The organism is Cupriavidus campinensis (assembly GCF_905397395.1).
Classification (GTDB): Bacteria; Pseudomonadota; Gammaproteobacteria; order Burkholderiales; family Burkholderiaceae; genus Cupriavidus; species Cupriavidus campinensis.
In genome coordinates this window covers 36,836-62,033 of sequence record NZ_CAJPVH010000004.1, presented here as the reverse complement: position 1 = coordinate 62,033, position 25,198 = coordinate 36,836, and the positions used below count along the sequence as shown (strand labels likewise).

General features: G+C 69.1%; 25 protein-coding genes. 12 read left to right on the top strand and 13 right to left on the bottom strand.

Annotation, left to right across the window (positions count from 1 at the left end):
- The first annotated feature begins 7 nt into the window (after window positions 1-7).
- The 4 genes from KHO18_RS03985 to KHO18_RS03970 all read left to right on the top strand — a co-directional run bounded on the left by KHO18_RS03985 (window position 8) and on the right by KHO18_RS03970 (window position 4,921).
- Window positions 8-775 (top strand): hypothetical protein, encoded by a 768-nt coding sequence (locus tag KHO18_RS03985; RefSeq protein WP_186296804.1) that lies wholly within the window; start codon window positions 8-10, stop codon window positions 773-775.
- 28 nt (window positions 776-803) lie between these two features.
- Window positions 804-1,478 (top strand): matrixin family metalloprotease, encoded by a 675-nt coding sequence (locus KHO18_RS03980; protein WP_211942800.1) that lies wholly within the window; start codon window positions 804-806, stop codon window positions 1,476-1,478.
- 17 nt (window positions 1,479-1,495) lie between these two features.
- Window positions 1,496-3,817 carry a caspase family protein gene (locus tag KHO18_RS03975; RefSeq protein ID WP_211942799.1) on the top strand — a complete coding sequence of 774 codons (2,322 nt, stop codon included), beginning with the start codon at window positions 1,496-1,498 and terminating at the stop codon, window positions 3,815-3,817.
- A 120-nt stretch (window positions 3,818-3,937) separates the two neighbouring features.
- Window positions 3,938-4,921, top strand: coding sequence for a Bug family tripartite tricarboxylate transporter substrate binding protein (locus KHO18_RS03970; RefSeq protein ID WP_144197008.1), 984 nt, complete (start codon window positions 3,938-3,940; stop codon window positions 4,919-4,921).
- Here KHO18_RS03970 and KHO18_RS03965 read toward each other — a convergent pair.
- Window positions 4,893-6,248 carry a D-serine ammonia-lyase gene (locus KHO18_RS03965; RefSeq protein WP_144197007.1) on the bottom strand — a complete coding sequence of 452 codons (1,356 nt, stop codon included), beginning with the start codon at window positions 6,246-6,248 and terminating at the stop codon, window positions 4,893-4,895. The two genes, KHO18_RS03970 and KHO18_RS03965, sit on opposite strands and share 29 nt — an antisense overlap.
- Before the next feature lie 91 nt (window positions 6,249-6,339).
- Here KHO18_RS03965 and KHO18_RS03960 point away from each other — a divergent pair, with 91 nt between their 5' ends.
- From KHO18_RS03960 to lpdA, 5 genes are all read left to right on the top strand, one after another.
- A complete protein-coding gene (locus KHO18_RS03960; protein ID WP_211942798.1) occupies window positions 6,340-7,311 on the top strand; it encodes a LysR substrate-binding domain-containing protein in 972 nt (323 codons plus the stop codon).
- A 57-nt stretch (window positions 7,312-7,368) separates the two neighbouring features.
- Window positions 7,369-8,019, top strand: a complete 651-nt coding sequence (locus KHO18_RS03955; RefSeq protein ID WP_211942797.1) for a CGNR zinc finger domain-containing protein — start codon at window positions 7,369-7,371, stop codon at window positions 8,017-8,019.
- A gap of 138 nt (window positions 8,020-8,157) precedes the next feature.
- A complete protein-coding gene (locus tag KHO18_RS03950; protein ID WP_211942796.1) occupies window positions 8,158-9,024 on the top strand; it encodes an alpha/beta fold hydrolase in 867 nt (288 codons plus the stop codon).
- Between the two features lie 18 nt (window positions 9,025-9,042).
- A complete protein-coding gene (locus KHO18_RS03945; protein WP_144197003.1) occupies window positions 9,043-9,954 on the top strand; it encodes a LysR family transcriptional regulator in 912 nt (303 codons plus the stop codon).
- Between the two features lie 103 nt (window positions 9,955-10,057).
- Window positions 10,058-11,878 (top strand): dihydrolipoyl dehydrogenase, encoded by a 1,821-nt coding sequence (gene lpdA, locus KHO18_RS03940; protein WP_144197002.1) that lies wholly within the window; start codon window positions 10,058-10,060, stop codon window positions 11,876-11,878.
- 9 nt (window positions 11,879-11,887) lie between these two features.
- Here the strand turns inward: lpdA and KHO18_RS03935 are convergent, their stop codons facing one another.
- Window positions 11,888-12,874, bottom strand: coding sequence for a GlxA family transcriptional regulator (locus tag KHO18_RS03935; protein ID WP_144197001.1), 987 nt, complete (start codon window positions 12,872-12,874; stop codon window positions 11,888-11,890).
- A gap of 134 nt (window positions 12,875-13,008) precedes the next feature.
- On the opposite strand from KHO18_RS03935, the gene KHO18_RS03930 reads away from it, so the two are divergent.
- Window positions 13,009-13,650: an HD domain-containing protein gene (locus KHO18_RS03930; protein WP_144197000.1), complete on the top strand. Its 642-nt coding sequence runs from the start codon at window positions 13,009-13,011 to the stop codon at window positions 13,648-13,650.
- Between the two features lie 27 nt (window positions 13,651-13,677).
- Here the strand turns inward: KHO18_RS03930 and KHO18_RS03925 are convergent, their stop codons facing one another.
- The 8 genes from KHO18_RS03925 to tcuA all read right to left on the bottom strand — a co-directional run bounded on the left by KHO18_RS03925 (window position 13,678) and on the right by tcuA (window position 21,756).
- Window positions 13,678-14,115 carry a response regulator gene (locus KHO18_RS03925; protein ID WP_211942795.1) on the bottom strand — a complete coding sequence of 146 codons (438 nt, stop codon included), beginning with the start codon at window positions 14,113-14,115 and terminating at the stop codon, window positions 13,678-13,680.
- A gap of 88 nt (window positions 14,116-14,203) precedes the next feature.
- Complete coding sequence (locus KHO18_RS03920; protein ID WP_144196998.1) at window positions 14,204-15,244, bottom strand: D-2-hydroxyacid dehydrogenase; 1,041 nt, start codon at window positions 15,242-15,244, stop codon at window positions 14,204-14,206.
- 4 nt (window positions 15,245-15,248) lie between these two features.
- A complete protein-coding gene (locus tag KHO18_RS03915) occupies window positions 15,249-16,244 on the bottom strand; it encodes a Bug family tripartite tricarboxylate transporter substrate binding protein (RefSeq protein WP_144196997.1) in 996 nt (331 codons plus the stop codon).
- A gap of 71 nt (window positions 16,245-16,315) precedes the next feature.
- Window positions 16,316-17,206 (bottom strand): amidohydrolase family protein, encoded by an 891-nt coding sequence (locus tag KHO18_RS03910; protein ID WP_211942794.1) that lies wholly within the window; start codon window positions 17,204-17,206, stop codon window positions 16,316-16,318.
- A 31-nt stretch (window positions 17,207-17,237) separates the two neighbouring features.
- Window positions 17,238-18,218 (bottom strand): Bug family tripartite tricarboxylate transporter substrate binding protein, encoded by a 981-nt coding sequence (locus tag KHO18_RS03905; RefSeq protein WP_244844513.1) that lies wholly within the window; start codon window positions 18,216-18,218, stop codon window positions 17,238-17,240.
- 111 nt (window positions 18,219-18,329) lie between these two features.
- On the bottom strand, window positions 18,330-19,118 hold the full coding sequence (locus KHO18_RS03900; RefSeq protein WP_144196995.1) for a class II aldolase/adducin family protein: 789 nt from the start codon (window positions 19,116-19,118) through the stop codon (window positions 18,330-18,332).
- Between the two features lie 42 nt (window positions 19,119-19,160).
- Window positions 19,161-20,333 carry a tricarballylate utilization 4Fe-4S protein TcuB gene (gene tcuB / locus KHO18_RS03895; RefSeq protein WP_144196994.1) on the bottom strand — a complete coding sequence of 391 codons (1,173 nt, stop codon included), beginning with the start codon at window positions 20,331-20,333 and terminating at the stop codon, window positions 19,161-19,163.
- Window positions 20,320-21,756: an FAD-dependent tricarballylate dehydrogenase TcuA gene (gene tcuA, locus KHO18_RS03890; protein WP_144196993.1), complete on the bottom strand. Its 1,437-nt coding sequence runs from the start codon at window positions 21,754-21,756 to the stop codon at window positions 20,320-20,322. Before tcuA ends, tcuB begins: the two co-directional genes overlap by 14 nt.
- A gap of 274 nt (window positions 21,757-22,030) precedes the next feature.
- On the opposite strand from tcuA, the gene KHO18_RS03885 reads away from it, so the two are divergent.
- Window positions 22,031-22,264, top strand: coding sequence for a hypothetical protein (locus tag KHO18_RS03885; RefSeq protein WP_092297239.1), 234 nt, complete (start codon window positions 22,031-22,033; stop codon window positions 22,262-22,264).
- Window positions 22,261-22,659 (top strand): PIN domain-containing protein, encoded by a 399-nt coding sequence (locus KHO18_RS03880; RefSeq protein ID WP_144196992.1) that lies wholly within the window; start codon window positions 22,261-22,263, stop codon window positions 22,657-22,659. Before KHO18_RS03885 ends, KHO18_RS03880 begins: the two co-directional genes overlap by 4 nt.
- 8 nt (window positions 22,660-22,667) lie before the next feature.
- Here the strand turns inward: KHO18_RS03880 and KHO18_RS03875 are convergent, their stop codons facing one another.
- The 3 genes from KHO18_RS03875 to KHO18_RS03865 all read right to left on the bottom strand — a co-directional run bounded on the left by KHO18_RS03875 (window position 22,668) and on the right by KHO18_RS03865 (window position 25,183).
- Window positions 22,668-23,609, bottom strand: a complete 942-nt coding sequence (locus tag KHO18_RS03875; RefSeq protein WP_144196991.1) for a LysR family transcriptional regulator — start codon at window positions 23,607-23,609, stop codon at window positions 22,668-22,670.
- Window positions 23,610-23,723: 114 nt separating this feature from the next.
- Window positions 23,724-24,437, bottom strand: a complete 714-nt coding sequence (locus KHO18_RS03870; RefSeq protein ID WP_144196990.1) for a 4-carboxy-4-hydroxy-2-oxoadipate aldolase/oxaloacetate decarboxylase — start codon at window positions 24,435-24,437, stop codon at window positions 23,724-23,726.
- Window positions 24,434-25,183: a PIG-L deacetylase family protein gene (locus tag KHO18_RS03865; protein WP_144196989.1), complete on the bottom strand. Its 750-nt coding sequence runs from the start codon at window positions 25,181-25,183 to the stop codon at window positions 24,434-24,436. The genes KHO18_RS03870 and KHO18_RS03865 overlap by 4 nt, the downstream gene beginning before the upstream one ends.
- Between the last annotated feature and the right edge of the window lie 15 nt (window positions 25,184-25,198).

Here is a 25,198-nt window from a genome sequence, read left to right as displayed (position 1 = left end):
GACAGACATGGCCGAATGTGGAGCCTTCGCGTTTGGGGTGGTGCTGGGCTGGTTCGTGTACTTCACCAATCGCTACCGCAAGGGGGACGTGCAGTTCAGCGACCTCATCGCCCTGCTGGGCGTGATTGGCGGCGCGGCCGTGACGGCGCTGTTCGGCGGCGCCAGCGGCACCCTGTTCGGCTACTACGGCGTAGGCCTCGCGGTGGGCTTCTTCGCCTACTTCCTGGTGCTGGTGCTGATGGTGGCGCGGTCGGACCAGTTCGACGCCACCTGGTTTCTCGACGGGCGCCGCAAGGCCCTGCCCGATGGCTGGACCATCCCGGGGGAAGTGCGCGCGACGACCGCCCCCATGGCGCCCCAGCGCCCCGCCGCCCCGGCCGCGCCGGTGGCCTTCGGTGCCCCCCAGCCCATCGAGGATTCCCCCCGCGCGCGCCTGAACGCCGCCCGCGACCAGACGCTGACCGCGCTGACCGAGGCCCAGCGCGAGCTGCTGCGCCGCATCGGCCTCGCGTCCACGGATACCGAGCGCAACCCCCTCCAGGCCAGTCTGGCCGATATCACCGACCAGCTCGACGCCCTGGCGCAACTGCGGCTGCGAGACATCCTGGAGTCAGATGCCGTGCGCGCCAGCCTGGCGCAGCTCGCGGCCATCACCAGCGACATCACGCGCACGGCGCAGGAGATGCGCCAGGCCACCGACGTGCTGACCAAGGCGTCGCAACTGATCGATCGTGCCACCAAGGCGGTGGGCGTTATCACCGGCTTGCTCGCGTAGGCCGGTCATCACAAATGGAGCATGCACCATGAGCAACGACAAGCGTTTCTGCGCGGGCTTCCCGATGACGAACGGCGTACCCGGCAAGATAGCCATGTTGACCGGCAAACGGTGGCAGCCGGGCACGGTACTCACCATCAGCTTCCTGTCCGGCTCCCGCACGCTGCAGGACCGCGTGATGAACGCCGCCAATCTCTGGCTGCAGTTCGCCAACCTCCAGTTCGATGTGCGGGACAGCGGCCCCACCGACATCCGCATCGACTTCCTGGAGGGCAAGGGTTCGTGGTCGTTCATCGGCACCGACGCCCGGCTGATCCAGCCGCCGCAGCCAACCATGAACTACGGCTGGTTCACCGAAGACACCGAGGAAGACGAGATCCTGCGCGTGACCCTGCACGAGTTCGGCCACGCCATCGGGTTGATTCACGAGCACCAGAATCCGCTCAACGCCATCCAGTGGAACCGCGAGCAGGTGATCCGCGACCTGTCCGGGCCGCCGAACAACTGGGACAAGACCACCATCGAGAACAATATGTTCGCGGCGTTCAATCCCGATGACGTGGCCGGCACGGCGGTGGACCCGACCTCGATCATGATGTACCCGATCCCGGCCACGTGGACGTTGAACGGCGTGACGGCGGGTATGAATTCGGCCTTGTCCGAGTCGGACAAGGACTTCATCCGCCAGGCCTATCCGCAGTAGGGCCTGCCTGCCGCGCCATGAATGCCGACGACCGCGCCATCCTGATCGGGATCAATCATTACCCGCAGCTGGGCGAGCCGGGCGCGGACGCGAATCTCCAGGGGCCCGCCAACGATGTCGATGCCGTGAAGGCGTGGCTGATGGACCCCAACGGCGGCGCCTTCGCCAGCGAAGACCAGATCCAGGTGATCAAGTCCCGCCTGACCGAGGCGGGCGACACCGCGCTGCCCACCACTGACGAGATCGAGACCGCCTTTGGCCGGCTCAACGCCATCGCCCGGCAGAACCAGGCCCAGCGGCGCGGGCTGCGGGTGGGCCGCCGGCTGTACATCTTCGTCTCCGGCCACGGCTTCTCGCCGGGGCGCGAACGCGGCTGCCTGTTCGCGGCCAATGCCAGCGCCACGCTCGGCACCTTCAACGTGCACGCCACGGGCTGGCTGAACTGGCTGCAGGACGCCGGCTACTTCCGCGAGTTCGTGCTGTGGATGGACTGCTGCATGAACCGGGTCTCCTTCCTGCAGCCGCGCGACCCGCAACTGTCTCCGGTGCAGGCCACGGACCCGCCGGCGGCCACCTTCGTCGCCTTTGCGGCGCAGCGCCCGCTCAAGGCCATCGAGATCGGCATTCCCGAAGACGGCGACAAGATCCACGGCGCCTTTACCTGGGCGCTGCTGCAAGGGCTGCGCGGGGCGGCGTCCGACGCCAACGGGCGCGTCACCGGGCGCAGCCTGGCGGACTGGCTGCGCAACGCCCTCTGCGCCCGCATGACGCCAGCGCACCTGCGCGATGGCGACGTGGCCAAGGAGCCGGAGATCGTGCAGGAAGATGCCGGGCTGATTTTCGCGCGCGGGGTGCCGCCGCCGCGCTACACGGTCACGCTCACCCTGCCGCTCGAGGCCGCCGGCAAGCCGCTGCGGCTGTGGTCCGGCATACCGCCCCGCGCGGAGGCGATGACGGCACAGCCCGCCATGACCTTGCCGCTGACGCCCGGCCTGTACGTGGTGGAAGTGCCCGAGGCCGGCCTCCGGCAGGGGTTCGAGGTCACCAACAATGTGTCGATTGCCATCACGGCCACCGGCCCGCCCGTTACGCCGGCCCCCGACGGCACGATGTTCCCGCTCGACATCGACCCGGCCGACCCCGCCGCCGAGATCTTCGTCATCGACAGCCGCTTCTCGCTGGTGGATAACGGCATGTCGAAGCTCTCCACGCCGCTGCCCTTCGGCCTCTTCAAGATCAAGACCCGGATCGGGCGCAGCCTGGCGCAGCACGTGATCCTGCTCGACAGTGGCCGGCCACCGCTGCCCGCCGCGCAGATCGCCAAACCCGCCTCGTCGGTGCTGCCGCCGGTGGGCCTGCCCGAGGACGGCGCCCAGGAGCGCGACCGGCAGACGGCGCTGGCCACCGCACTGCGCCTGCTGCGCGAGGGCGACGGCAAGCAGGCCACGCTGATGGTGATGGCGCGCGCCGCGAGCAGCACCGAGGTGCCGCAGCGGAATATCGCGCCCTGGCGGGACGTGCAGGTGGTGGATGCCGACGACAACCTCGTCATCAGCATGGAGCGCGGCAGCGCGCGCCACACCGATGCGGACTCCCACGCCTGCGCCGTGCAGGCAGTGCCGCCCGGCGTCTACTACCTGCGGCAGAAGGTGGACAACGGCCCGGTCATCGAACAGAGCCTGATCGCCTGCGAGTCATGGGGGCTGGAAGCCTACGTGCTGCGCCGCACGCAACCCGGCGAGCACGCGCCCAGCGCGCGCCCCCGGGTGTCGCTGATGATGCGGCGGCCAGACCAGCAGCCGGATGCCGCGCTGGAGAAGATCATCGAGACCGCCCGGCTGGCGCTGGCCGACGAGCGGCGCATCCTGAGCGCGGAACTGGAGGACATCCTGCTGCGCAACTGCACCAACCCGATTGGCGGCCTGATCGGCGGCCATCTGCTGCTGGTGGAGCGCGAACGCGACCCCGGCCGTGACATCTCCCTGCTCGACGTGGTGGTGACGCGCCTGCGCAAGCTGGTGGGCGATAGCCATCCCGATGTGGCCGCGCTCGGCCAGCAATGCGCGACGGCGAGCCTGCGGCGCTTCGCCCCCCTGACCGGCCCGCCGATGTTCCAGCGCAGCTGGAAGCTGCTGGTGGCGGCGGCCCAGCGGCGCGAGGACTGGATTCCCGAGGCGATGTGGCGGCGCGTGGTGGCGCAGACTGCCCTGCCGCCGCTGATGGTCTGGGCCGCCGACGACAGCCTGCGCCAGACCGCCACCGAGAGCCTGCGCGCCGTGCCGGCCCGGTCACTCCGCGCGAGCGTACCGCCTGCCGGCCTGCGGGTGCTGACGGCCTGAACGGGAGGGAGGGCGCCGACACCACAGGGCAGACCCTGCCCCCCCGCCTCGGGGAGGCATGAAGCTGGCATCCGGCGCCATGATCGCGCATCGCTCGACTGCGCTGACACGGAGACCGGAATGCTACGCAATACCTTCCTGACGCGGTGGCTGGCCGCTGCCATCCTGCTGGGTGCGCTGCCCGTCACGGCGCCCACCCCCGCCCATGCCGAGGCTTACCCCGACCGGCCGGTCAAGATCGTGTCCGTAACCAGCGCCGGCACCGGCATCGACGACTACACCCGCCTGCTCGCCAAATACCTGCACAAGAAGGCCGGGCGCAGCTTCATCGTCGAGAACAAGCCCGGCGCCAACACCATGATCGCGGCGGACTACGTCGCCAAGTCGGCGCCGGACGGCTACACGCTGCTGTTCGCGTCGGCCTCCACCATGGCGGCCAACCCCTTCCTGTTCAAGTCGATTCCCTATAGCCCGCGCGACTTCGTGCCCGTGGCGCGCCTCTCCACCGTGCCCGTGGCGCTGGTGGTGTCGGCAAACTCGCCCTACCGCAACGTGGCCGACCTGACCGCCGCCGCGCGCGCCAGGCCGGGCGCGCTCAACTACGGCACCAGCAGCGCCGGCTACCGGGTGATGCTGGCCGCCTTCAACGACGCCGCCGGCATCCGCACCCAGGACGTGCCCTACAAGGCCATGGCCAACCTGCTGCCCGACCTGCTCGGCGGCACGCTGGACTTCACCGTGCTGGAGATCTCCGCCGCCGTGCCGATGATCGAATCGCGCAAGATGCGCGCGCTGGCAGTGATGAGCGACCGCCGCGTGCCGGCCATGGCCGATGTGCCGACCATGGCCGAAGCCGGCTTGCCGGCCATCTCCGTGGTGAGCTGGACCGGCCTGTTCGCGCCCAAGGGCACGCCGCCCGAGGTGGTGGACAAGCTGCAGGCCTGGACCCTCGAATTCGTGAACTCGCCGGAAGCCGCCGCCCATCACACCCAACGCGGCACCAACCCCTACCCGGCGTCGGGCGCGCAACTGGCCAAGGCCATCGTGGAGGACCAGGCCAACTGGCAGCGCATGATCAAGCTGGCGGGGATTCAGCCGGAGTAGGCGAAGTCAAGGCTGCCCCGCGTTCGGCGAATCGCGCGTACTCGTCCGGCGGCACGAACAGGCCGCCGGTAGTCCACACCAGATGGGTGGCCTGCGGCATCACCGCATCCAGGCCGTGCCGGGCGAGGTAGGCGCGGCCGGCGGCGCTGTCCGTCAGCATGCGCGGCCCACTGAAACCGGCGGCGGCGGAGGGCTCGATGCGCAGCCCTTCCGACTCGCGCACCCGGTGCAGGTCCAGGAACAGCCGTTCATCCGGCACCGTGCACACCCCGGCCAGCAGCGGCCCCATGGCCTCGGCGGCCAGTTCGGAGGCGCGCGGCACCGCCAGCCCATCGGCCTCGGTGCGATTGGTCAGGCCCACGTCATAGACCGAGGCGCCGGGCGCCAGCATCTCCACCAGAAAACACGGCGACTGGGTCGGCTCGACAAAGCACGCATGCACGTGCGGGCCGTACAGCTGCCAGAGCCCGAAAGCGATGCCAGCCGGCGCGCCGCCCACGCCGCACGGCAGGTAGACGAACAGCGGATGGTCCGCGTCCACGCGCAGGCCGGCCGCTTCGAACTGATCGTGCAGATGCAGCGCCGCAGCGCTGTAGCCGAGCAGCAGCGAGAGCGAGCGCTCGTCATCGACGAAATAGCTGTACGGATCGCCCTCCGCCTCGCGCCGGCCAGCGGCCACCGCCGCCGCGTAATCGCCCGTGTGCTCCACCACTTCCACCCCCCGCGCGCGCAGACGCGTCTTTTTCCATGCCTTGGCGTCGGCGGACATATGCACCGCCGCCCGGAAGCCCAGCGCCGAGGCCATCACGCCGATGCTCAGGCCCAGGTTGCCGGTGGAGCCCACCGCCACCTGATAGCGGCCGAACAGCGCGCGCGCCGGGGCGTCGGCCAGCACGCGGTAGTCGCCATCGACATCGACCAGCCCGTGGCGCAGCGCCAGCGCTTCGGCGAATTCGAGCACCTCGTGGATGCCGCCGCGCGCCTTGATCGACCCGGCGATGGGCAGGCTGTGATCGGCCTTGATCCACAACGAGCCGTGCCGCGTGGGCAGCCCGAGCGCCTGCTGCATGCCCGGCGCGCCCAGCAGGTCCGATTCGATCCGCCCCGCGCTGGCTTCCAGTTCCGGGAACAGCCGCGCCAGCAGCGGCGCGAAGCGGGCGAACCGCGCCTGCGCCGCACGCATATCAGCTAGACTAATGCGCCGCCCATCCACCACGGTCTGGACGTCGGCCTCCGCGCTGCGGTGCGGATTCGTCCACATCAGCGGGCGGGCGGCTTGCAGGTCGGCCAGCAATGCAGCCGAAATCGAGGACAGGTGGAGCGTCATGGCGCATGGAGGGGAAGGAAGACCGCTCATTGTTGACCCCACCGCCCCGCCCGACAAACCATTTGTACTGATCGATGCATTAGTCTTGTTGATGACAAACACCCTCAACGCCTCCGTCCTGAGCTGGCTGCGCTGCTTCGAGGCGGCGGCGCGCCATGGCAGCTTCACGCTGGCCGCCCGCGAGCTGTGCGTGACGCAGGGCGCGGTCAGCCAGCAGGTGAACAAGCTGGAACAGTGGCTCGAACGACCGCTGTTCGTGCGCACGCCGCGCGCGCTGGTGCTGACGCCCGAGGGCGAGCGCCTGCGCGGTGTGGCGCGCGAGTCGTTCCAGGCGCTGGAGAGCACGCTGACGCAACTGCGCAAGCCCGGGCATCGCCCGCCGGTGGCGCTGTCCTGCTCGCCCTCCTTCGCCATGGTCTGGCTCACGCCGCGTCTGGGCGACTTCTTCCGCCAGCATCCGGACATCGGCCTGCGCGTGCATGGCGAGTTCCACGCGCTGGACCGTTCGCGGATGCTGCGCGAGGGCATCGACGCCGCCGTGCGCTTCGACCCCGGCCACTACCCCGACCTCCGCGCCACGCCCTTCCTCGACGAATGGCTGCTGCCGGTAGCCAGCCCGGCCTATCTGGCGGCCCACCCGGCACTCCGTTCGCCGGACGGCCTGCGCGCCTCGATGCTGCTGCACGATGCCAGCCCGTGGGAAGGCGCCGGCGAGAGCCACGAATGGCAGGTCTGGCTGCGGCATGCGGGCGTGGCGCTGCCAGACATGGCCGGGGGCCAGCACTTCAACCTGTCCCAACTGGCCATCGGCGCCGCGCTGGCCGGCCAGGGCGTGGCAATGGGCCGCACGGCGCTGGTCCTGGACGAACTGGCCGCGGGCCGGCTGGTGGACCTGTGGGGCCTGCACGTGCGCAGCGAGGCGGCCTACCACCTTGTGCGCGCCCCCACGCCCACCCCCTCGCCGCAGGTGGCGGAGGTCGAAACCTGGCTGCTGGCCGAAGGTGCCGCCTTCGACACGGCAAGGCGGCGCCTGCTGGCGCTGGACGGTTCCGCCCCCAAATGACCGTAACTTGGACACCGACATTTAATCGGTTACATTGGATCGGCACAGGAGAACGCCATGCCCGCCTCTAACACCGCTCCCCCCAATCCTGCCAATCCTGCCAATCCTGCGGCCACCCCGGAATCCGGTCCCCGCCTGCTGGCCGATCACGTCGCACTGGACCTGCTCAATACCATCGAACGGGCCGATACCACGCCGCACGACCACTGGCAGACCGATGCCGATGTACTCGCCTGGCTGAAACAGGTGGCGCTCTGGCCCGGCGATGATCGCGCCGCGCCGCCCAAGGGGCTGGCCACGGCGGCACGCGCGCTGCGCGAGGCCGTGCGGCTGATCGTGGCCCACAAGGCTGCCGGAAAGGCCGGCGCCAAGCCGGACCTGGCGCCGCTGAACGACGCGCTGGCGGCCGGTGGCAGCCATCTGGCCGTGCATCCGCTGCCCGAGGGCGGCGTCCGCATCGCCCGCATCCACGCCGCCGCCAACGCCGCGCAATGCCTGGTGCCGCTGGCGGAAGCCGCCGCCGACCTGCTCGCCCATGGCGATTTCAGGCGGGTGCGCCAATGCGAGAGCGACGAATGCACACTCTGGTTCTATGACCGGACCAAGTCACACCGGCGCCGCTGGTGCAGCATGGCGCTCTGCGGCAATCGCCACAAGGTAGCGGCCTTTCGCAAGCGCGAGGCGGCTGCCGACGAGGGCGCCGCATGAGGCCGAGCCATCCGGTACGCCATCGGACACCCCAATGTAACCGTTAAAATTAACTATTACGGGTTACTAAATTCGCATACACTTCGGAACCAAGCCGATGACGGCCCTCGTTCCCGCTTTCGCCTCCGGAGAATTGCCATGACTGCCAGCCCCAAGGTTTCCACCCGCTTTGCCGACGCCGATGGCGTGCGCGTGTTCTATCGTGAAGCCGGCGACCCCCAGGCGCCCGTCATGCTGCTGCTGCACGGCTTTCCAACGTCTTCGCACCAGTTCCGCCACCTGATTCCGCAACTCGCCGGCCACTTCCGGGTGATCGCCCCAGACCTGCCCGGCTTCGGCTTCACCGAAGTCCCGGCCGCGCGCCAGTACACCTACACCTTCGACAACCTCGCCACCACGCTTGGCGCCTTTGTCGATGCGCTCGGGCTGGAACGCTATGCGATGTACGTGTTCGACTACGGCGCGCCCACCGGCTTGCGGCTGGCCGTGGCCCATCCGGAGCGCGTGACGGGACTCGTCTCGCAGAACGGCAACGCCTATCTCGATGGCCTGGGCGACGCGTGGGCGCCGACGCGCCAGTACTGGGCCGAGCCCAGCGCGGCCAACCGGCAGGTGCTGCACGACGCCATGCTCCACCTGGAAGGCACGAAGTGGCAGTATCTGCACGGCGTGGCCGACCCGGACAGCGTGGAGCCCGAGTCGTACACGCTGGACGCGGCGCTGCTGGAACGCCCCGGCAACAAGGACATCCAGCTCGACCTGTTCCTCGACTACGCCAACAACCTCAAGCGCTACCCGGATTTCCAGGCGTTCTTCCGCCAGGCGCAGGTGCCTACACTGGTAATCTGGGGCCGGAACGATCCGTTCTTCATCCCGCCCGGTGCCGAGGCGTTCCGCCGCGACAACCCCGGTGCCGTGGTGGAATTGCTGGACACCGGCCACTTCGCACTGGAGACCCACGGCGCGTACATCGGCCAACGGATTCTCGACGTCATCGCCCGCTAACCACCTGCCCCTCGCCCCATGAAGCGCCAATTCGACGACCTCCAGCTCGGCAGCATCGAACTGTTCTGCCTCGCCGCGGAACTCGGCAGTTTTACCGCGGCCGCGGTGGCGGCGGGGGTCACGCCAGCGGCGGTGAGCCGCAGTGTGTCGCGGCTGGAGGAGCGCCTGGGGGTGCGGCTGTTCGTGCGGACCACCCGGCAGATCCGGCTGACGGATGAGGGCCGGATCTATTTCGAGCAGAGCCGGCCGGCGCTGGCGCAGCTGGTGGACGCCGAACGCCAGATCAGCGGCCAGCACGGCACGCCGGCCGGGCGGCTGCGCATCAGCCTGCCCACGCCCTACGCCCACTACCGCGTGCTGCCCGTGCTGCCGGCCTTCCGGGAGCGGTTTCCCGAGGTGGAACTCGACGTCCACATCAGCAACCGCAACGTGGACTTTGCCGACGATACCTACGACCTGTCCGTGCGCGGCCGGGCGCCCGACGACTCCACGCTGATCGCCCGCAAGCTGGAAGACGCCGAGATGGTGGTGGTGGCCACGCCCGCCTACCTGCGCAAGCACGGCACCCCCGCCACGCCGGACGACCTGCCGGCGCACGAATGCATCCAGTTCGATGTGCCGAGCAGCGGCCGGCGCCTGCCGTGGATCTTCCGGCACGAGGGCGAGACCCTGGAAATGGTGACGACCGGCGCCTATGGCACGGCCGAAGACGCGCTGGGCGGTGCCACGCTGGCCCGCGCCGGCGCCGGCCTGTTCCAGACCTACCGCTTCGTGGTGGAGCAGGACCTGCGCGACGGCACGCTGGTGGAGGTGCTGCAAGCCTATGGCGGCTGCACGCGGCCCTTCCTGCTGCTCTACCCGCACGCGCGGCATGTCTCGCGCCGGGTGCGGGCCCTCGTCGACTTCCTGGTGGACAAGTTCTCGGCCTGATCGAGGGTAAACCCCTATCATCGGCAGCCGTGTCCGCGCCATGTCTGTCTCGGGCCTCTCCTAGACTGAAGGTCTTTGTCACTCCCCCTAGAAAAGGAAGACCATGGCCGCGATCGAAGTGAAGGTGCCGCAGCTCTCCGAATCCGTTTCCGAAGCCACGCTGATCCAGTGGAAAAAGCAGGCCGGCGAGGCCGTGACCCGCGACGAGATCCTCGTGGAACTGGAGACGGACAAGGTCACGCTGGAGGTGCCCGCGCCCGCCAGTGGCGTGCTGGCCAGCATCGTCCAGCCGGACGGCGCCACCGTGCACGCCGACGAGGTGATTGCGACCATCGATACGGAAGGCAAGCCGGGGGTGACTTCGGCCCCGGCTACCGCCGCAGCGCCGCCCAAGGCCGCACCCGCTCCCGCCCCCGCTGCGGCCTCCGCCCCGGCCGTGCAGGGCGGCGGCGCCGGTGCTGCCGCTTCCGCCACCGCTGACTTCGACGTGATCGTGATCGGCTCCGGCCCCGGCGGCTATATCGCCGCCATCCGCGCCGCGCAGCTCGGCAAGACCGTGGCCTGCATCGAGGAATGGAAGGACCCGGCCGGCAAGCCCCGGCTGGGCGGCACCTGCCTGAACGTGGGCTGCATTCCGTCGAAGGCGCTGCTGGCTTCGTCCGAGCACTTCGAGCAGGCCCAGCACGGGCTGGCCGAGCACGGCGTACAGGTCAAGGGCGTGACGCTGGACCTCGGCACGATGATCGCGCGCAAGGCCGCCATCGTGGACAAGTTCACGGGCGGCGTGGAGTTCCTGTTCCGCAAGAACAAGGTGACCTGGATCAAGGGCCACGGCAAGTTCCAGGGCCGCGCGGACAACGGCGTGGTCACCGTGGAAGCCAGTGAAGATGGGGGCGGGGGCGAGGGGGCGGCCAAGGCCAAGACCTACACCGCGCGCAACGTGATCATCGCCACCGGCTCCCGGGCGCGCCACTTGCCCAACGTGCCGGTAGACAACGTCATCGTCTCCGACAACGAGGGCGCACTGTCCTTCGATGCCGTGCCCAGGAAGCTCGCCGTGATCGGCGCCGGCGTGATCGGCCTGGAACTGGGCTCGGTGTGGCGCCGGCTGGGTTCGGAAGTGACCATCCTGGAGGCCCTGCCGACCTTCCTCGGCACCGTGGACGAAGCCATCGCCCGGGAAGCCGCCAAGCAGTTCAAGAAGCAGGGGCTGGCCATCCACCTTGGCGTGAAGATCGGCGAGATCAAGCGCAGCGGCAAGGGCGTGAGCATCGCCTACACCGACCAGGACGGCAAAGCGCAGACGCTGGACGCGGACCGGCTGATCGTCTCCATCGGCCGGGTGCCGAACACGGACAACCTCGGGCTGGAGGCCGTGGGGCTGGCCGCCGACGCGCGCGGCTTCGTGCCCGTGGACGATCTTTGCCGCACGCCGGTGGCCGGCATCTACGCGATTGGCGACGTGGTGCGCGGCCCGATGCTGGCCCACAAGGCCGAGGACGAAGGCGTGATGGTGGCCGAGGTGATCGACGGCCAGAAGCCGCATATCGACTACAACTGCATTCCGTGGGTGATCTACACCGAGCCGGAAATCGCCTGGGTGGGCAAGTCGGAGGCGCAGCTCAAGGCCGAGGGCCGCGAGATCCGCACCGGCCAGTTCCCGATGTCGGCCAACGGGCGCGCGCTGGGCATGGGCCGGCCGGACGGCTTTATCAAGATGATTGCCGACGCGAAGACGGACGAGCTGCTGGGGGTGCATATCATCGCCGCCAATGCCTCCGACCTGATCGCGGAGGGTGTGGTGGCGATGGAGTTCAAGGCGGCGTCCGAGGACATCGGCATGATCAGCCATCCGCATCCGTCGCTGTCCGAGGTCATGCGCGAGGCCGCGCTGGCGGTGCAGAAGCGCGCGCTGAACATGTAGCGCCCTCCCTCAATCGGGCGCCGAGGCGTGACGCTTGCGATAGTCCGCAGGCGTGACCCCCACCACGCGCATGAACGCGCGGCGCAGCGTATCGACACTCGAGAACCCGCATTCGGCCGCTACCTGCTTGGGCGCGAGGTGGCCGACCTCCAGCAGTTGCCGCGCGGCGGTCACGCGCGCTGCTTCCACCCAGCTGGCGGGCGTGATGCCCACTTCCTCGCGGAACAGGCGCGTCAGGTGGCGCGGACTCACGCCGACGCGCGCGGCAAGGCTGGGCACATCGTGGGAATCGGCCGGATGCGCGGCCACCCAGCGCTGCAGCTCCTGCAAGGCCGAACGGTTGGCCAGCGCCGGGGCAGCACTGCGGCTGAACTGGGCCTGCCCGCCGGGCCGCTTGAAGAACATCACCAGCTGGCTGGCCACGCGTAGCGCCAGCTCTCGCCCGAGGTCTTCCTCGACCAGCGCCAGCGCGAGGTCCAGCCCCGCCGTGACGCCGGCCGCCGTGCGCAGCTTGCCGTCGCGCACGTGGATGGCATCGGCATCCACGGTCACACCCGGGAAGCGCGCCGCCAGCCGGTCAGCGCCGGCCCAGTGCGTGGTCACGCGCCGGCCCTCCAGCAGGCCGGCATCGGCCAGCAAAAAGGCACCGCTGCACACCGAGCCATAGCGGCGCGCGCGGGGCGCCACGGCGCGAATCCAGTCCAGCACCATCGGTTCGGTCGGGCTATCGCCCGCATGTGGCGCACCGGCCACCAGCACGGTATGAGGACGGGGCAACTGCGCCCCGAGCGGGTCATCCTCCACCAGCAGATCAGGCAGCAGCCGGACGCCCGATGAGGCCCGGATCGGCCCGCGCCGCACGCCCACCACCTGGAGTGCATAGACCTGCCTGCCGGCCTGGGCATTGGCTTCGGCGAAGACGTCGAGGGGCCCGGAGACATCCAGCAACTGAACGCCTTCGATGGCCAGCAGCACGATGGTGCGTGGGGTAGTCATGGTGAAAAATCCCTGAGTCATGCTGTCGCGTCGCGATCTGTCCGATTTGGCCCAAATCGTCGTACTGCGACGATTGAAGACATGGTACTCCCGCTCCTACACTCGTTTCAACCCCAAACCGAAAGGAGTCAGCCATGCAATTCACCCTGGGCGACATCGCCATTCCCGACAGCCAGTTGGCCCGCGACATCACGCAACTGGTCCGCGATACCGAATCCACGCTGCTGTTCAACCACTCGAGCCGCGTGTACTACTTCGCGGCGCTGGCCGGCAAGCAGCGCGGCCTGAAGGTCGACCCGGAACTGCTCTACGCGGGCACGATGTTCCACGACATGGGCCTGACGCCGGCGCACAGCAGCCCGGACAAGCGCTTCGAGGTGGATGGCGCCAACGCGGCGGCTGACTTCCTGCGCAGCCGTGGCATCGCGCAGGCGGATATCGACAAGGTCTGGACCGGCATCGCCCTGCACACCACGCCCGGCATTCCCGAGTTCATGGACCCGGTGGTGGCGCTGGTGACGGCTGGCGTGGAGATGGACGTGCTGGGCATCCGCTACGAGACGTTTGCCGATGAAGACCGCGAGCGCGTGGTGCAGGCGTATCCGCGCACCCCGCAGTTCAAGGAAGACATTATTCAAGCGTTTTACGATGGCATCCGCCACAAGCCGGACACCACGTTCGGCAACGTGAAGGCGGATGTGCTGGCCGACAAGGACCCGCACTTCCATCGCGGCAATTTCTGCAGCGTGATCCGCTGCTCGCACTGGCACGGCTGAGGCCGGCGCGCGCCCCGCGCTCTATATCTATATAGAGAGATAGCGGCGCACTACGGCGCGGAGGGTCTGGAAGCTGACCGGCTTGGACAGCACGGTGTCGATGCCGGCCTGGAGGCAGGCCAGCCGCTCCTCCGGGCCGGCCGTGGCCGTGATGGCGACGATGGGCAGCCGCCCGGCGCGCTGGCCGCCCTCCGCCGCCCGGATCCGGCGGGCGAGTTCCAGCCCGTCCAGCCCGGGCAGGCCCAGGTCCGTCAGCAGCAAGGCGGGCCGCGGGTCCTGCTGCACGGCGGCCCACGCTTCCTCGCCGGAGCGGCAGGGTTGGGCCACGCAGCCGCCGATGCCGGCGAGCTGGTCCTCCAGCACCAGCAGGCTGACCGGATGGTCCTCGGCAACGACGATGCGGGGAACCAGTGGCTGGGAAGAAACGGAGGGGGCAGGCACGGCGGCAGGCAGGTGGCAGAACATGCTGTCATCCTGCCTGCGGAAGTCGCCGCAGAGTTGCGGAAATTTCTGCAAATGGCTGCGGAAATTTCCGAAGATGGTGTCCGATTTGTTACGGCACGGCGTTGCGGAGCGGCGCCTGCGTGATCCAGCGGCCCAGGTTGTCCAGGAAGATCTCGACCACGCGCGCGGCGTTGCCATCGGAAAAGCCCGCGCTGTGCGGCGTGGCGATAACGTTGGGCAGGGTCCAGAGCGGCGAATCTGCCGGCAGCGGCTCGTGGGCGAAGACGTCGAGGTAGGCACCCGCCAGCTGGCCGCCTTGCAGTGCGGCAATCAGCGCCGGCTCGTCCACCACCTCGCCGCGCGACACGTTGACCAGCCGCGCGCCCTTCGGCAGGCTGTCCAGCGCGGCGGCGCTCAGCAACCCGCGCGTTTCGTCCGTCAGCGGGCAGGCCAGCACCAGCCAGTCCGTGCGCGGCAGCACCGCCGGCACATCGGCGAAGGTGACGGTCTCGAAGCCCTCCCCCGCCGGCGTGGCGCGCTGGCGCACCACCACCACCGACATCCCGAACAGGCGCAGCACCGTGCCGATCTGCTGGCCGATCGGCCCCCAGCCGACGATGGTCGCCGTCTGGCCGTGCAGGTCGCGCGGCATGTCGGCGCCCATCAGCGGGGCCCAGCGGCGCTCGCGCTGGGTGGCCAGCATCTGCGGCAGGTGCCGCGCCAGCGCCAGCAGTCCGGCCAGCGCCGTCTGCGCCACCACGCTGGCATTGGCGCCCGACGAGGTCGTCACCGTCACCCCCTGCTGGCGCAGCTGGCCGAACACCGGGCGGTCGGCGCCGGCCGAGTGCGTGTGGGTCCAGCGCAGCGAGGGCGCCTCCAGCATCGCGGTGTAGAAGCGCCGCGTGGCCGGTTGTACTTCGTGCTTGGTCGAGCGCCCGGTCACATCGCGCGAGACAAAGGCGATGTCGGCGTCGATGGGCCGGGCGTCGTCCACGGCCGGCGGGGCCACGGGCACCCAGTCCCGGCCCGCCATGGCGGCGGCGATGGTGGCGGTGATGGCGCCGCCATGGGCGCGCAGCGCCGCTTCGGAGAGCAGGATGCGCACGGGCGCAGTGGAGGCGGAGGCGGAGGAGGCAGCGGATGCAGTCATGGCGTCAGTCTACCGTCGCTCCCGAGGCCTTAACGACCACCTTCCACTTGTCATACTCCTTGCGCGTGAACTTGCCGAACTGCTCGGGCGTGCCACCCACCGGGTCGGCGCCCTCGCGGATCATCTGCGCCTGCAGCGACGGCAGCGCCTCGTTCACGGCCTGGTTGACCTGCGTGATGACGGTCTTCGGCGTGCCCTTGGGCGCGAAGATGCCGAACCACGAGCCGGCCTCGAATCCCGGGAAGCCCTTCTCCGCCACCGCCGGCACCTCCGGCAGCGAGCGCGAGCGCTTGGCGCTGGTCACCGCCAGCGCGCGCAGCTTGCCGGCCTGGATGTGCGAGATCACCGACGGAATCGTCGCGAACATGAACTGGATGCGGCCGGACAGCAGGTCGTTCAGCGCATCGGCGCCCTTGTACGGCACGTGCGTGGCCGGTGCGCCGATGCGCTCGGACAGCATGAAGCCGGACAGGTGCGACGAGGTACCCACGCCCGTCGAGCCATAGTTCAGCTTGCCCGGGTTGGCCTTGATATAGGCGACGAACTCCTCGAAGGTCTTGGCCGGCACCGACGGATGCACCACCAGCACGTTCGGCACGTCGGCGATCTGCACCACCGGCACCAGGTCCGTCAGCGGGTCGTAGTTCAGCTTCTTGTAGAGCGTCTGGTTGATCGAGATCGGGCCGACCGAGTCCACCAGCAGCGTGTAGCCGTCCGCCGGGGCGCGCACCACGTACTCGGTGCCGATATTGCCGCCCGCGCCGGGGCGGTTCTCCACCACGAACGATTGCTTGAAGCGCTGGCCCAGGTGCTGGCTGACGCTGCGGGCCAGCATGTCGGTGGTGCCGCCGGCGGTGAAGGCCACTACGACGCGCACGGGCTTGGCCGGGTATTCGTCGGCGGCGTGCGCGGGGCTGGCCAGGGCGGCCAGCGTGGCGCCGGCAGCCAGTGCCGCGCTCAGATGGGGGGTCAACCATCGACCGGGGGCGAATCGAGGCATGGTGGTTCTCCTGTTGATGCGGCAGCCGTCTTCGCGGCCGCCGTCGTGGTTATGGATGGGGGAGGCGGTGCTCAGCCGAAGTCGTACAGCCGTGCCGGGTTGTGCACCAGCACGCGCTCGCGGCTGGCGGCGTCCGGCAGCCAGCGCGCCAGCAGGTTGAACAGCACGCCGTCGTCGGGCATCTGGGCGGACTCGAAATAGTTGATGTGGGGCCAGTCGGAGCCCCACACCACCTGCTCCGGGTTGGCGCGCATCAGTGCCGCGACGAAAAGATCGACCTGCTCGTACGGCGCGCCGGCCGGCTGGAGCCGGTCAGCGCCGGAGATCTTGGTCCAGGCCACGCCTTCCGCCAGCAGCGCGCAGAGCGCCTGGAAGCCGGGGTCCGCCACGCCGCGCGAGGTGGCCATGCGGCCCATGTGGTCGATCACCAGCGGCAGGCCGAGCGCCTTGAGGCGCGGGCCCAGCGTGACGAGGTCCGGGGCGTGGATCCAGATCTGCGCGTGCCAGCCGCGCGCGGCCAGACGCGGGGCCAGCGCCTCGAGCACCTCGATGCCCACGCCGTTGCGGTACACCGCGTGGCCATCCACCTGATACAGGTTGATGCGCACGCCGCGCACGCCGGCGGCGTGCCAGGCGTCCAGCTCGGCATCCGTGGTGTCCGGCGACGGCACCACGATGCCGCGCAGGCGCGTGGGGTACTGGCGCAGGGCGTCGGTCACCACGCTGTTGTCGGTGCCGCTGGCGCTGGCCGTGACGAGCACGCCGCGCGTGAGCCCGAGTGCATCGAGATGGGCGATAAAGGCGTCGGCGGGATGCTCGGCCGGCGTGTAGCTGCGGTCCATCGCGAGCGGATAGCGCGCGAACGGGCCGAACACGTGGGCATGGCTGTCACAGGCGCCGGCGGGCGCGCGGAACACCGGTGCGGTGAGGGTCTGGAGCGGGGGCAGGCAGGGGCGGGTCATGGTCGATGGCGTCCGGTCGATACGTTCGGCGTTATTCCGGGGCCTTCAGGCGCCCGGCGGCGGCCAGCGTCTGCGCGCGGGCGTCCTCGCGTTGCAGCGAGGCCAGCAGTTCCTGTGGCGACGAAGCCTGCGCCACGCTGCCCACGGTCAGCAGGCGGCTCTTGACGGCGCCTTCGGCCAGCACCTTGCGCAGCGCGCTGTTCAGCGTCTCGACCACCGCCGCCGGCGTGCCAGCCGGGGCCAGCAGGCCCGTGGCCGTGGTCGCCTCGAAGTTGGCCAGCCCGGATTCGCGCAGCGTGGGCACCTTCGGCAGCGCGGCATCGCGCTCGCGCGACATCACGGCCAGCGCGCGCAGCGCGCCGGACTGGATATGCGGCGCCGAGCTGGTGAGCTGGTCCACCACCATGTCGATCTGGCCGCCCATGAGGTCGATCAGCGCCGGCGCGGAGCCCTTGTAGGGCACCTCGTTCAGCTGGATTTTGGCGGCGTCCTCGAGCTGGAGCGTGGCCATGTGGTTGGTGGTGCCGGGGCCGGCATGGCCGGTGGTGGTCTTGCCCGGGTTGGCGCGCGCATGGGCCAGCAGCGCGCCGATGTCCTTGAAACGCGTGTCGTTGCCCTTCACCACGATCACCAGCGCCGTGGTGGACACCAGCCCCACCGGGCTGAAGCTGGCCAGCTTGTAGCTGGTGCGCGTCATCTTCGGCAGCACCACGATGGCGTTGGGGGTAGTCACCAGCAGCGTGCTGCCGTCCGGCTCGGCGCGGGAAACCGCCGTGGCGCCGATCACACCGCCGGCGCCGGGCCGGTTATCGACGATGACGTTGCGGCCGAGGCTCTGCTCCAGCGCCGGGGCGATGGCGCGCGCCACCACGTCCAGGTTGCCGCCCGGGGCGAACGGCACGACCAGCGTGATCGGCTTGTTGGGCAGGCCGCCTTGCGCGCGGGCCGACATGACATAGGGGGCGACGCCGAGCGCAAGCATTTGCGCCAGCAGGGTTCTGCGTTTCATCATCTCACTCCGTTCAGGGCTTTCTTCTGACCTGATTCATCGTTCAAGGCGAGGCCGCCCTGCAATCCCGTTCCATGCGGCCCCTGGGGGACTCCGCTGCCGTCTTGTTCCGTCTTAGTCGCGGTAGCTGGGGTCCAGGCGATCGAGCTTGCGCAGCAGCGCCGGCCACTCCATCACGCCGTACGGACGGCGCGTGCCGGGCTGGTAGTTGTTCCAGGTTTCCTGGAGGACCTCCGCCGGCACATCGCGCAGCGGCGTGCTGCACGACATCGCCGCCACCTGCGAGCGGCAGGCCAGCTCCAGGCGGTGCATCCAGTTGAAGGCTTCGCCCACGGTGTTGCCCACCGTCATCGCGCCGTGGTTGCGCAGGATCAGGGCCTCACCCTTGCCCAGGTCGGCAATCAGCGATTCCTGCTCGGCGGTGTCCAGCACCACGCCCTGGTACTCGTGGTAGCCAATCTTCAGGAAGCGCATGGCGGTCTGGGTGATCGGCAGCAGCCCGCAGTCGAGCGAGGAGACGGCCATCGACGCCCAGCTATGGGTGTGGATGACGCATGCCACTTCCGGGCGCGCGTGGTGCACGGCGCTGTGGATGACGTAGCCGGCCTTGTTGATGCCGTAGTCGAGCGCGCCGAAATCCGGCTTGGCGAGGATCTTGCCGTCGTGGTCCACCTTGATCAGGCTGGACGCGGTGATCTCCTCGTACATCATGCCGTAGGCGTTGATCAGGAAGGCGTTCTCCTCGTCCGGCACGCGGACGGAGATATGGTTGGCCATCATGTCTGCCATGCCATACAACTCCACGAGGCGGTAGCAGGCGGCCAGGTCCACGCGGGCCTGCCACTCCGCCTCGCTGCACTGGCCGCGCATCGACGGAATGTTCAGCACACCGGGCTTTGTCATGATGAGTCTCCTTTGGGGATGGTTGGATCTGGTGTGAGCGGGTCAGTCGGCGCCAAGCGCGAGATCACTGGGCCGGCGTTTTTCGATATTCCATTTCAGCAATGCCGCGCTGCGGAAGATGCCGTGGGCGAACTTGCCATACGGCAGCGTCAGGAACAGCGCCATTACGATACCGAGATGCACGGCCAGCAGCGCGGCCATGGCGGCGGAGTCGCGCCAGGCCAGCAGCGCCAGGCCGCTGGCGCTGGTCAGAAACAGCAGCGCGATGAAGCCGCGGTCCATCGGGCGCTGGCTGGCATCGCCGGTGTTGGGGTCGCGGCGCAGGTTCAGCCACAGCAGCCCGGCCGGGCCGACCAGCAGCCCGATGCCGCCCGCGATGCCCAGCAGCACCGGCAGGCTCGTCACCGGATACGGCGCGTGGTAATCCAGCAGATAGTGGTACAGCGTGGCCACCGTGGTGGCGGCGAAGCACAGCATGAAGCCGTAGAACGTGAAATGGTGGAAGCGGCGGCGCGCCAGCGTGAAGGCGTCGTCGGCGTTGTTGCAGCCCTGGCCATGGCCGCCGTCCAGATACTTGAGCCGCAGCGCGTCGTGCGCGGCGCCGCCAACGGCCGCCCCACGCGACTCGCCCGGCCGCGTGCCCGGCGAAACCTGCCGCCAGAAGCGCGTGACGCCCACGCCCAGCGCGCCGATCGCAAACAGGAACACCACGCCGAACATCGCCGCCAGCAGGTTGTGCGGGAAGATCGCGTAGAAATTGCCGGCCAGCGGCGCGTGCAGCAGGCTGCCGCGCATGGCGAGCACCATCAGCAGGAACAGCGCCAGCCCGCCGGCCAGCGCCAGCGCGGTGGTCAGGCCGGCGCGGCGGTACAGCCCGCCCAGCGCAGCCGGAAACGCGTAGTCGCCATAGGTCTGCACCCGCACCTTGGCCATCGCCTGGGGAATGTTCACCGCGAACTCGTGCGGCGGCGCGTACTGGCAGGCGTGGTAGCAGGCGCCGCAGTTGTGGCAGAGGTTGGCCAGGTAGTGGATGTCCGCCTTGGGGAACTCCAGCCGGCGCGTCATGGCCGGGAACACGGCGCAGAAGCCCTCGCAATAGCGGCAGGCGTTGCAGATCTGCAGGGTGCGGGCGACTTCGCCCTCGTCGGCGGTCAGCGGCAGCACGCCCTGTGCCAGCGCCGCCGCCTCGCGCGTCAGCGCTTCAAGATGTTGCATGTTCGATTTCCTGTGATGCGCGGGCGCGTTGGCCCTTTGCCGGGGCGAGTGCCGCCTTGGCCGCCTGGGTGCCGGCGATACGGCCGAACGCCGTGCCGATGGCCATCCCCACGCCGGCCGTGTAGCCCTTGCCCAGCACATTGCCGGCCATCATCTCGCCGGCCACGAACAGGTTGTCGCTGGGCTGGCCGCCGAAATGCACGGCCGACGCCTCGTTCACCTTCAAACCCAGGTAGGTGAAGGTGATGCCGGGGCGCAGCGCGTAGCCGTAGAACGGCGCGGTGTCCAGCGGGCGGGCCCAGTGGGTCTTGGCCGGTGTCACGCCCTCGGTGTGGCAGTCGTCGAGCACGGTGTGGTCGAACTTGCCCACGCGGCAGGCGGCGTTGTAGTCGTTGATGGTGCGCATGAAGGTGGCCTCGTCGAGGCCGAGCTTGCGCGCGAGTTCGGGCAGCGTGTCTGCCTTCACGCCCGGGAACACCGGCGGCATGAAGCGGCCCACGGCCTTGGCGTCGATGATCGAGTAACCGATCTGCTGCGGCTGCTGGGCCACCAGCCGGCCCCAGATCGCATAGCGTTTCGGCCAGAAATCCTCGCCTTCGTCGTAGAAGCGCGCGGCGTTGGCGTTCAGCACCACGCCCAGCGAGACGCAGTCGATCCGCGTGCAGATGCCGCCGTCATAGAGCGGCGCGCGGGCGTCGATAGCCACGCAGTGCGACTGGGACGGATCGCCGATGGCATCCGCGCCCGCCTCGATCATGTATTTCAGCAGCACGCCCATGTTGAAGCGCGTGCCACGGATCAGGAAGTTGTCCGCCGGCCATTCGCCGCGCTCGTTCTGGCCCCAGGCCTCGCGCAGCCATTCCCGGTTCGACTCGAAGCCGCCGGCGGCCAGCACGCAGGCGCGCGCCTCGATCCGCTCGCTGCCGATGCGCGCCGCCACGAAGCGGCCGCCATCCAGCTCGATGGCATCGACCGGCGCGTTGTAGCGGATCTGCACGCCGAGCTGCTCGGCGCTGCGGTAGTAGGCGTTGACGAGGGCCTTGCCCCCGCCCATGAAGAAGGCGTTGGTGCGCGCCACGTGCAGCGCGCCCGAGAGTGGCGGCTGGAAATGGACGCCATGGCTGCGCATCCAGTCACGGCAGTTGGACGAGGCGCGGATGGCCAGCCGGGCCAGCCGTTCGTCAGTCAGCCCGCCGGTGACCTTGAGCAGATCCTGCCAGTACTCCTCCTCGGGGTAGGCATCGATCAGCACGTCTTGCGGCGCGTCATGCATGCAACGCAGGTTACGGGTGTGCTGGGAGTTGCCGCCGCGCCATTCGCGCGGGGCGGATTCGAGCAGCATCACGCTGGCGCCGGCCTCGCGGGCCATCAGCGCGGCGCACAGGGCGGCATTGCCGCCGCCAATCACAAGGACGTCGATCATGGCCGGGCGCCCTTTCGGGAAGGTTGAGTGGGGTTGGACACGACTTTTTCTATGGCTTCGGGAGTCTGTGCCGGACTGTATCCGCCCGCCGGACCGCTGCTAACCCCTTGACGGGCATGGGGGTATCACGATTTGTGATGGGGGTCCGGGCGGTCCGGGGCCGGTCCGGGGAAATTTCAGAGCTGTCTCATAGGCAAGGGGCTTGCGGTGAGGGAAAGTTGCGTTGACGGCACCTTGCAGGTGTTCGTTTCCCCAACTTTTGGAGTCCAGGACCATGAACGAACATCCCACCGACCCGGCCACCCTTCCCGAGCCGCCCAAACCCTTGACGATTGAGGAGATAGACGATGCCATCGGTGACGCCATCGTCGAATCGGTGCTCCGGAAACTCAATGGGCCGTACGAGGACGACCCGGATGACGGGCCGCTGAGCCCCGAGGAAATCGCGGATATTGAGGCGCGGCTGGAAAAGGTGTTGCAGAGATATGCTGCGGAGGAGCGCCAATGATAGGACTCGACACTTGTGTGTTAGTCCGGCACTTCACGCAGGACGATACCCCTCAGGCTCGACACGCCAGCCGCGTGATCGCATCGTTTTCCAGTGGGTGCCGCGGTTTTGTGCCGCTGGCCGCCCTCGTTGAACTCGTCTGGGTCCTTAAGAAGCGCTACGCCTTCACCCGCAAGCGCATCACGCGCGTGCTGGTGGCCTTCCTCGAATCCCACTGGATCGTCCTGGAATCGTACGCAACCGTATGCCGTGCCATGGTCCGCTACGGGAAGACAGGCATCGACTTCGGCGATTGCGTCATTCTGGAAAGCTGCCAGAGCATGAGATGCAGGTTCATCTACACGTTCGACAGGCGCGCGTCACGCGTGCCTGGCTTCCGCCGCGTTCCAGACTGACGCGCATGTCACCCCTCGATCAACCGCGCCCCTCTCCACCCCCCGGACTTCACCAGTCCGCGGGCGGTGTCGGCCAGCACCACCCGCAGCGCCAGGGCGGCGGGCGACAGTTCGTCGTCGGACAGGCTGCACAGCAGGTTGCGCCGGCCCACGCTCGGGTCGTCGATCTGGGCAAGGTGGAAGCGCGTCGCGGCGTCCGGGTACCGCCCCACTGCCGCCCAGGGCTGGAGCGTGGCGCCGAAGCCCATGTCCACGGCGGACATCAGCATCGCCAGCGAGTCCACCTCCTGGATCACGCGCGGCGCCACCTTGGCGCGGGCGAACGCGGCGTCCAGCGTGCTGCGCAGGCCGTGCACGCCGGTCGGCATGATCAGCGGCACCTCGGCAAGGTCGGCCATGCCAAGCTGGGTGGGCGGCTCCGCCTTGCCCTGGGGCAGCGTCTGGCGGGACTGGATCAGAAACAGCGTCTCCTCCAGCAGCGGCAGCACGGTCCAGCGCCGGGCGGCATGCGTGTCGAACAGCACCGCGAGGTCGAGCTGGCGGGCGTTGAGCATGGCGGTCAGGTGGCCGGACAGGCTTTCGACGATATGCAGGCGCACATCGGGGTAACGCTCCCGCATGGCGCGGATCAGCGGCACGCCGATCACCGATGCCGTGGTCGGCGCCAGCCCCACACTCACGGTGCCGGAAAGGCGCGCGTGATGGGCCGCGCGCCGCGCCTGCTCGGCGTGGCGCAGCGTCAGCTGGGCTTCGTGGAAAAAGGCCAGGCCGGCCTCGGTGGGGGTCACGCCCTGCGGCGTTCGGCGCAACAGCCGGGTGGAAAGCTCGCCTTCGAGCCGGCTGATCTGCTGGCTGACGGCCGACTGCACCATGTCCAGCTCGAGCGCGGCACGGCTCATGCTGCCAAGCTCGACCACCCGGACGAAATACTGAAGCTGGCGCAGTTCCATCTGTCTCCCCCGTTCTCGCGGATCCCTGCCGCGCCGGCGGGATTCGACCTGTTGTTCCGGGGTCTTATACCAGATGTGCGGGGGCCGCGCGTGGCGCGGGCACCCCGGGCGCCGTCAGGCTTCGTCGGCGCCGCTGTACCAGTCCACGGTCTGGTCGAGGTAGACCAGACCCTTCGCCGCCAGGGCCGGGCGCATGTTGTACATGTCCACGCCGAGTACGCCGGAGGCGAGCTTGTCGCGCTTGGACAGCTCCAGCGCCTCGCGCTCGGCCGCCTTTTGCGCGATGTCCTGCGCCTGCGGGCGCGCCACCACGACCACGCCGTCGTCGTCCGCCACGATCACGTCGCCCGGCCGCACAGTGGCGCCGGCGCAGACCACCGGCACGTTCACGGCGCCCACGGTTTCCTTCACGGCGCCCTGCGCGTGCACGGCGCGGGACCAGACCGGGAAGCCCATCGCGTTGAGGGTGCTGACATCGCGCACGCCGCCGTCGATGATCAGGCCGCGCGCACCGCGCGCCTTCAGGGACGTGGCCAGCAGGTCGCCGAACAGGCCGTCCGTGCAGTCGCTGGTCAGGGCCACGACCAGCACGTCGCCCGGCTGGATCATCTCCACGGCCACGTGGATCATCCAGTTGTCGCCGGGGTGCATCAGCGCGGTCACGGCGCTGCCGGCGATGGCCGCGCCGGACTGGATCGGCCGCAGATACGGCTTCATCAGGCCGGTGCGGCGCTGCGCCTCATGCACCGTGGCCACGCCCAGCTTGCCGAGCGACTCGATCGCGGCGGGCGCCGCGCGCAGGATATTGCGGTAAGCAATCGTCTTCATGCCAGCACCTCCGAAACCTGGGGGAACACGCGTGCGTAGCCTTCGCCGTACTGCACCTTGCGATCGGAATTACGCGTGGCCTGCGCCCCGCGCTGGAGCGCCACCCGGGTGTAGTACTCCCACAGGTGCTCCTGCGCGGCCATGGTCGTGAACGCGCGCTGCTTCTTCTCCCAGACGGCGGAGATATCCAGCAGCACGTCCGGCTTCCAGTTGCACTGCTCGGGCTGGTGCGGCTCGAACAGGAACACCGGCGGCGCGCCGATCACCGGCACCTCGGGCTTGTAGCCGTGGGCCTGGGCAATCACACGCGCCTCTTGCGCCACATGTGTGGCGAGCGGATGGTCGAAGTTGTAGATGTCCTCGCGCGAGTGGCTCATCACCAGTTCGGGACGGATGTCGCGGTAGATGTCGGCCAGACGCAGCAGCGCCTCGTCGGGCACGCGCAAGGGATAGTCGCCGAGGTCGAAGCACTCCAGCGTGCCACCGAGGATCTCGGCGGCGCGCTGCGCCTCTTCATGACGGGCGGCCTTCACGCGGTCCATCGTCATGCCCGGCTGGCGCCACATCTTGGCCGATTCGCCGCGCTCGCCGAACGACAGGCAGACGATGCGCACGTGGTAGCCGCGCTCCGCGTAGAGCGCGATGGCGCCGCCGGCGCGCCAGACGAAGTCAGCCGCGTGGGCGCTGACAACCAGAATGGACGGCCGGGTCGCGGGGGCCGTGGAAGGAGCGGTGTTTTGGGACATACGTAATACCAGTCA

Coding starts and splice junctions, on each gene's coding strand:
- KHO18_RS03985 (WP_186296804.1), top strand. CDS start 8: ATGGCCGAATGTGGAGCCTTCGCGTTTGGGGTGGTGCTGGGCTGGTTC.
- KHO18_RS03980 (WP_211942800.1), top strand. CDS start 804: ATGAGCAACGACAAGCGTTTCTGCGCGGGCTTCCCGATGACGAACGGC.
- KHO18_RS03975 (WP_211942799.1), top strand. CDS start 1,496: ATGAATGCCGACGACCGCGCCATCCTGATCGGGATCAATCATTACCCG.
- KHO18_RS03970 (WP_144197008.1), top strand. CDS start 3,938: ATGCTACGCAATACCTTCCTGACGCGGTGGCTGGCCGCTGCCATCCTG.
- KHO18_RS03965 (WP_144197007.1), bottom strand. CDS start 6,248: ATGACGCTCCACCTGTCCTCGATTTCGGCTGCATTGCTGGCCGACCTG.
- KHO18_RS03960 (WP_211942798.1), top strand. CDS start 6,340: ATGACAAACACCCTCAACGCCTCCGTCCTGAGCTGGCTGCGCTGCTTC.
- KHO18_RS03955 (WP_211942797.1), top strand. CDS start 7,369: ATGCCCGCCTCTAACACCGCTCCCCCCAATCCTGCCAATCCTGCCAAT.
- KHO18_RS03950 (WP_211942796.1), top strand. CDS start 8,158: ATGACTGCCAGCCCCAAGGTTTCCACCCGCTTTGCCGACGCCGATGGC.
- KHO18_RS03945 (WP_144197003.1), top strand. CDS start 9,043: ATGAAGCGCCAATTCGACGACCTCCAGCTCGGCAGCATCGAACTGTTC.
- lpdA (WP_144197002.1), top strand. CDS start 10,058: ATGGCCGCGATCGAAGTGAAGGTGCCGCAGCTCTCCGAATCCGTTTCC.
- KHO18_RS03935 (WP_144197001.1), bottom strand. CDS start 12,874: ATGACTACCCCACGCACCATCGTGCTGCTGGCCATCGAAGGCGTTCAG.
- KHO18_RS03930 (WP_144197000.1), top strand. CDS start 13,009: ATGCAATTCACCCTGGGCGACATCGCCATTCCCGACAGCCAGTTGGCC.
- KHO18_RS03925 (WP_211942795.1), bottom strand. CDS start 14,115: ATGTTCTGCCACCTGCCTGCCGCCGTGCCTGCCCCCTCCGTTTCTTCC.
- KHO18_RS03920 (WP_144196998.1), bottom strand. CDS start 15,244: ATGACTGCATCCGCTGCCTCCTCCGCCTCCGCCTCCACTGCGCCCGTG.
- KHO18_RS03915 (WP_144196997.1), bottom strand. CDS start 16,244: ATGCCTCGATTCGCCCCCGGTCGATGGTTGACCCCCCATCTGAGCGCG.
- KHO18_RS03910 (WP_211942794.1), bottom strand. CDS start 17,206: ATGACCCGCCCCTGCCTGCCCCCGCTCCAGACCCTCACCGCACCGGTG.
- KHO18_RS03905 (WP_244844513.1), bottom strand. CDS start 18,218: ATGATGAAACGCAGAACCCTGCTGGCGCAAATGCTTGCGCTCGGCGTC.
- KHO18_RS03900 (WP_144196995.1), bottom strand. CDS start 19,118: ATGACAAAGCCCGGTGTGCTGAACATTCCGTCGATGCGCGGCCAGTGC.
- tcuB (WP_144196994.1), bottom strand. CDS start 20,333: ATGCAACATCTTGAAGCGCTGACGCGCGAGGCGGCGGCGCTGGCACAG.
- tcuA (WP_144196993.1), bottom strand. CDS start 21,756: ATGATCGACGTCCTTGTGATTGGCGGCGGCAATGCCGCCCTGTGCGCC.
- KHO18_RS03885 (WP_092297239.1), top strand. CDS start 22,031: ATGAACGAACATCCCACCGACCCGGCCACCCTTCCCGAGCCGCCCAAA.
- KHO18_RS03880 (WP_144196992.1), top strand. CDS start 22,261: ATGATAGGACTCGACACTTGTGTGTTAGTCCGGCACTTCACGCAGGAC.
- KHO18_RS03875 (WP_144196991.1), bottom strand. CDS start 23,609: ATGGAACTGCGCCAGCTTCAGTATTTCGTCCGGGTGGTCGAGCTTGGC.
- KHO18_RS03870 (WP_144196990.1), bottom strand. CDS start 24,437: ATGAAGACGATTGCTTACCGCAATATCCTGCGCGCGGCGCCCGCCGCG.
- KHO18_RS03865 (WP_144196989.1), bottom strand. CDS start 25,183: ATGTCCCAAAACACCGCTCCTTCCACGGCCCCCGCGACCCGGCCGTCC.